Genomic DNA, 4228 nt, shown 5'->3' with positions numbered 1-4228 from the left:
TGTCCCACTCTCGCCGTCGGTGCCTCGGCGGTCATCGACGCGGCAGATGTCATTCCGCAGGCAATACGCGAGGCGGGCGGGCGTATCTTGAGCGTCGGCATGCCCGTCGATCCGGGAAATCTGATGGTCCTCGGCAGCATCGGCGAGACTTATGTCGTCGGTGCGCCTGGTTGCGCCCGCAGTCCGAAGGAAAATGGTTTTGACTGGGTCCTCGACCGCATTCTGGCCGGTGAAGAGCCGAGTGCGCATGAGGTGACCGGGATGGGCGTCGGAGGCCTGCTAATGGAGATACAATCGCGGCCGCAGCCGCGCGATGTGCCTGCCAGGAAACGCGCCGACGCTTCCGTTGCGATCGTCCTGCTTGCCGCCGGCAGGGCGCGCCGCATGGGCGAGGGCGGCCAGCAAAAGCTTCTTGCGGAATTTGATGGCATGCCGCTGATGCGCCGCTCGGCATCCATTGCTGTTGCCAGCAGGGCTTTATCGGTTGTGGCCGTAACGGGGCATCGCCGTGCTGAGATTGAAGCAGCACTTGAAGGCTTGAACGTGCAGCCGGTCTTCAACTCCGATTATGCCTCCGGCATGGCAAGCTCTCTCGCGGCCGGCTTCGCACATGCCCATGCGAACGGCGCCGAGGGCGTCCTTGTCATGCTTGCTGACATGCCGGGGGTCTCGACGGCGGACCTCGATCACTTGATCAGCGCGTTCGAGCAGGCCGAGGGCCGGGCGATCGTTCGGGCGGTCTGCGGAGGCAAACGCGGAAATCCGGTCATTCTGCCGCGATCATTGTATCATGCAGTGCTTTCACTCGAAGGCGATGTCGGCGCGCGCCACATCGTCGAGACGGCGCGGCTGCCGGTCGTCGATGTCGATATCGGCGAGAGTGCGCATCTTGACGTGGATACGCCGGAGGCTATTGCCGCAGCAGGCGGCATATTGAAGGAATAGCAATGGACGCGGCCGGTATAGAGGAAATGTTTCAGGGGCTCGGCCCCGTGACGATCAAGCGTATGTTCGGCGGCAAGGGCATCTATCACCTCGGCCGTATCGTCGCGGTCGAAGTTGGAGGCGAAGTGCTGCTCAAGGCCGATGACAAGAGCTCGCCCGAGTTTGCCGCAGCAGGCTCCAGCCAATGGTTCTATGAGGGCAAGAAGGGCAATCCGGTAAAAATGCCTTACTGGTCGATCCCGGACGCGGCTTATGACGATCCGGATGAAATGGCGAAATGGGTGCGGCTTGCCTATGAGGCGGCGCTTAGAGCCGAATGATCAGCGGAAGTCTTCGTTGTCGAGATAACCGATTGCGGCCTTGGCAAAGTCGGAAAGTGGTGTCGGCAGTTGTGATCGCGTGAACCAGCCGAAATCCGAGAGTTTTTCCGGTTCCGTCAACTGCGGATCGCCGCTGACTTCTCTAGCTATATAGAGAAACGAGACCCAATGCTGCGCATCGGCGCCTGAAATCACTTCCGCATGACCGAGAAGTTCGGTGCGAGCAATCGTCAATCCGGTTTCTTCCTCGGCTTCCCGGCGCGCGGCTTCGGCAATTGGCTCCATATGATCTACTTTGCCGCCGACGATGCTCCAATGACCGGCCTCAGGCACACGAATGCGCTTGTAAAGCAGGATCTTGCCGTCGCGCAAAATCACCAGGCCGACACCGAGACCTGGAAAATGAATGCCAGGTTTGCCCATCGGAAGATTAGACCTTGGCGTTTGCCGCGATCAGCATGAAGGCGGGAATGTCGTCGCCGAAGCCGACCGGCGTCGGGCCGTCGTCGTGGTCGCGATAGCGGCGGCGCTCGCGATTGTCATCGTTCGCCGGATAGGGCCGAGAGTTGCGCGCGTTGTTCTGCGGCTTGTTTTCTGCTTTGCGCTCGTGCTTCACGCTTTCGGCCTTTGCTGGTGCTGCTGCTTCGATGGCTTCGGCGGCATTATCATCGGCGCCGATATCAGTTTTATGACCCCGGCGCTCCTTGACGCGGCCACGGCCCTTGTCGCGATCCCGGGTACCTGCGCGGCGTGGGCGATCGTCTTCGCGGCCGGGTTCCGGAGGCGGAAGAGCGGAAAGATCGCCATGCAGCCACTCGACCGTCTCGCCGATCAGCTTTTGGATCGCGTCGGCATGTTTCTGGTCACGGCCTGTGACAATGGTGAAGGCAGCGCCGGAACGGCCTGCACGGCCGGTGCGGCCGATGCGGTGCACGTAATCCTCGGCATGAATCGGCACATCGAAGTTGAAGACGTGGCTGACATCCGGAATGTCGAGGCCGCGGGCGGCGACGTCGGAGGCGACGAGGAGGTGCAGCTGCCCATCACGGAAGCTTTGCAGCATATTCGTGCGCGAGCGCTGGTCCATGTCGCCGTGGAGTGCGCCGACGGAAAAGCCATGGCGTTCGAGGGAGCGGAAGAGGTCGGCCACGTCCTTCTTGCGGTTGCAAAAGATGATGGCGTTCTTCAGGTCCTCCTGCGCGCGGACCAGATCGCGCAGTGCGGCGCGCTTCTCATAGTCCTTGCCGTGCGAAGCAACGAAACGCTGCGTGATGTTCTTGGCGGCGGAGGCCGGCTTTGCGACTTCGATTCGCTCCGGATTTTGCAAGAACCGGTCGGCGAGCTTCTGGATTTCCGGCGGCATGGTCGCCGAGAAGAACAGTGTCTGGCGTGTGAAGGGGATGAGCTTGGCAATACGCTCGATATCCGGGATGAAGCCCATGTCGAGCATTCGGTCGGCTTCGTCGATGACGAAGATTTCGACGGCGCTCATCAAAAGCTTGCCGCGCTCAAAATGGTCCAGCAGGCGGCCGGGCGTGCAGATGAGAACGTCTGCACCGCGCTCGAGCTTGCGGTCCTGGTCTTCGAAGGAAACGCCGCCGATCAGCAGCGCGACGTTCAATCGGTGGTTCTTGCCATATTTTTCGAAGTTCTCCGCGACTTGCGCGGCGAGTTCGCGCGTCGGTTCGAGGATGAGCGTTCGTGGCATGCGGGCGCGGGCGCGGCCCTTTTCCAGCAGCGACAACATCGGCAAGACGAAGGATGCCGTCTTGCCCGTTCCTGTCTGCGCGATCCCGCAAATGTCACGGCGCTGCAGGGCGAACGGGATTGCTCCTGCCTGAATAGGAGTGGGGATCGTGTAGCCGGCGTCGGTAACGGCGGAAAGCACTTTTTGGCTCAGGCCAAGGTCAGCAAATGTCGTCAAGGGGAAAACTATTTCCGTTCAGGTTCGGCCATACTCTGGTTGAGTCGGCGGGATTGCATGCCGCAATGCAGCGCGACATAGTCCCAAACGGCTTGCAGGTCAAGGAATACGGGCTCTGCAGCCGTCGAACAGGTAAAACTGTGGTTACCGCAGTCGTTTATTTGATATAAGTCGCGAGTTTCAAGCCTGCATTCAAGAAATACACCGGATCGACCGCGCGGCCGTTCTGGCGTACCTCGTAATGCAAATGGGTGCCCGTCGAACGGCCTGTGCTTCCGGCAAGACCGATCACATCCGAGCGGCCGACCATGTCGCCGGCCTTCACCAGAATCTCCGACATGTGGCCGTAACGGGTAGAAATGCCGTTACCGTGATCGATCTCGACCATGTTGCCGTAGCCGCCCGTCCAGCCGGCATTGACGACCTTGCCGGGGGCTGTTGGGCGGATCGTTTCGCCCGCAGCAAAGCGAAAGTCAACGCCGGAATGAAGGGCAAGACGTCCGAGGAAAGGATCGCGCCGATTGCCGAAGGGACTGGTGATTTCCTTGCCGATGGCCGGATTGCGGAACGGCAGGGCTTCCGCCGTACTGCGAACGGCTTCGAGCCGGGTCAAGGCGGTATCGAGCTGCGCGAGGGAATTGTTGAAGTTGTCGCCGTTTTCCGGCTCGGCATAGGGGCCGCCGACAGCGCTGTCATCATCATCATCATCGGGCTTGACGGCTGCCTGCTCCGGTACGGCAATCTTGAAGCGGGTCAGGACTTTCTCGATATTGCTGGCGGCATCGCCCGCATCCACAGTCAGCTGCTCAACGCGGGCGCGCTGCTCTTCCTCGACGCCTTTCAGTGAAAGCGTGACCTTCGAGAACAGGCGGTCGGCGCGATCGCCGACGGTTTCGGGTGTGGGGGCATAGGCGAGCGGGGAATTGTCGGGCGGTCCGTCGTCGGGTTCGCGCGTGTCTGCCCGGAGGGGGTGGTATGCCCGGGCGGGGGGTGGGAACGGCGGACCGTTGGCGTTTACTGCGCGGGCTGGGGGGTGGGG

5 protein-coding genes are annotated in these 4228 nt (G+C 61.4%); 2 read left to right on the top strand and 3 right to left on the bottom strand.

Going from position 1 to position 4228, the window contains the following annotated elements; translation table 11 throughout:
• A partial coding sequence (locus C9413_RS28630) for an NTP transferase domain-containing protein (RefSeq protein WP_170251245.1) occupies positions 1–945 on the top strand: 945 nt, incomplete at its 5' end.
• A gap of 2 nt (positions 946–947) precedes the next feature.
• Positions 948–1265 carry a TfoX/Sxy family protein gene (locus C9413_RS28625; protein ID WP_039845002.1) on the top strand — a complete coding sequence of 106 codons (318 nt, stop codon included), beginning with the start codon at positions 948–950 and terminating at the stop codon, positions 1263–1265.
• On the opposite strand, the gene C9413_RS28620 is transcribed toward C9413_RS28625, so the two are convergent.
• From C9413_RS28620 to C9413_RS28610, 3 genes are all read right to left on the bottom strand, one after another.
• Positions 1266–1688, bottom strand: coding sequence for an NUDIX domain-containing protein (locus C9413_RS28620; protein ID WP_039845001.1), 423 nt, complete (start codon positions 1686–1688; stop codon positions 1266–1268).
• A 7-nt stretch (positions 1689–1695) separates the two neighbouring features.
• Positions 1696–3189: a DEAD/DEAH box helicase gene (locus C9413_RS28615; protein WP_170251244.1), complete on the bottom strand. Its 1494-nt coding sequence runs from the start codon at positions 3187–3189 to the stop codon at positions 1696–1698.
• Between the two features lie 157 nt (positions 3190–3346).
• Positions 3347–4228 (bottom strand): M23 family metallopeptidase (locus tag C9413_RS28610; RefSeq protein ID WP_170251243.1); only part of this gene is annotated, 882 nt, incomplete at its 5' end.

The organism is Rhizobium sp. SEMIA 4085, from assembly GCF_013004495.1.
GTDB classification, from domain to species: domain Bacteria; phylum Pseudomonadota; class Alphaproteobacteria; order Rhizobiales; family Rhizobiaceae; genus Rhizobium; species Rhizobium gallicum.
This window is presented reverse-complemented; position numbering and strand designations above follow the sequence as displayed.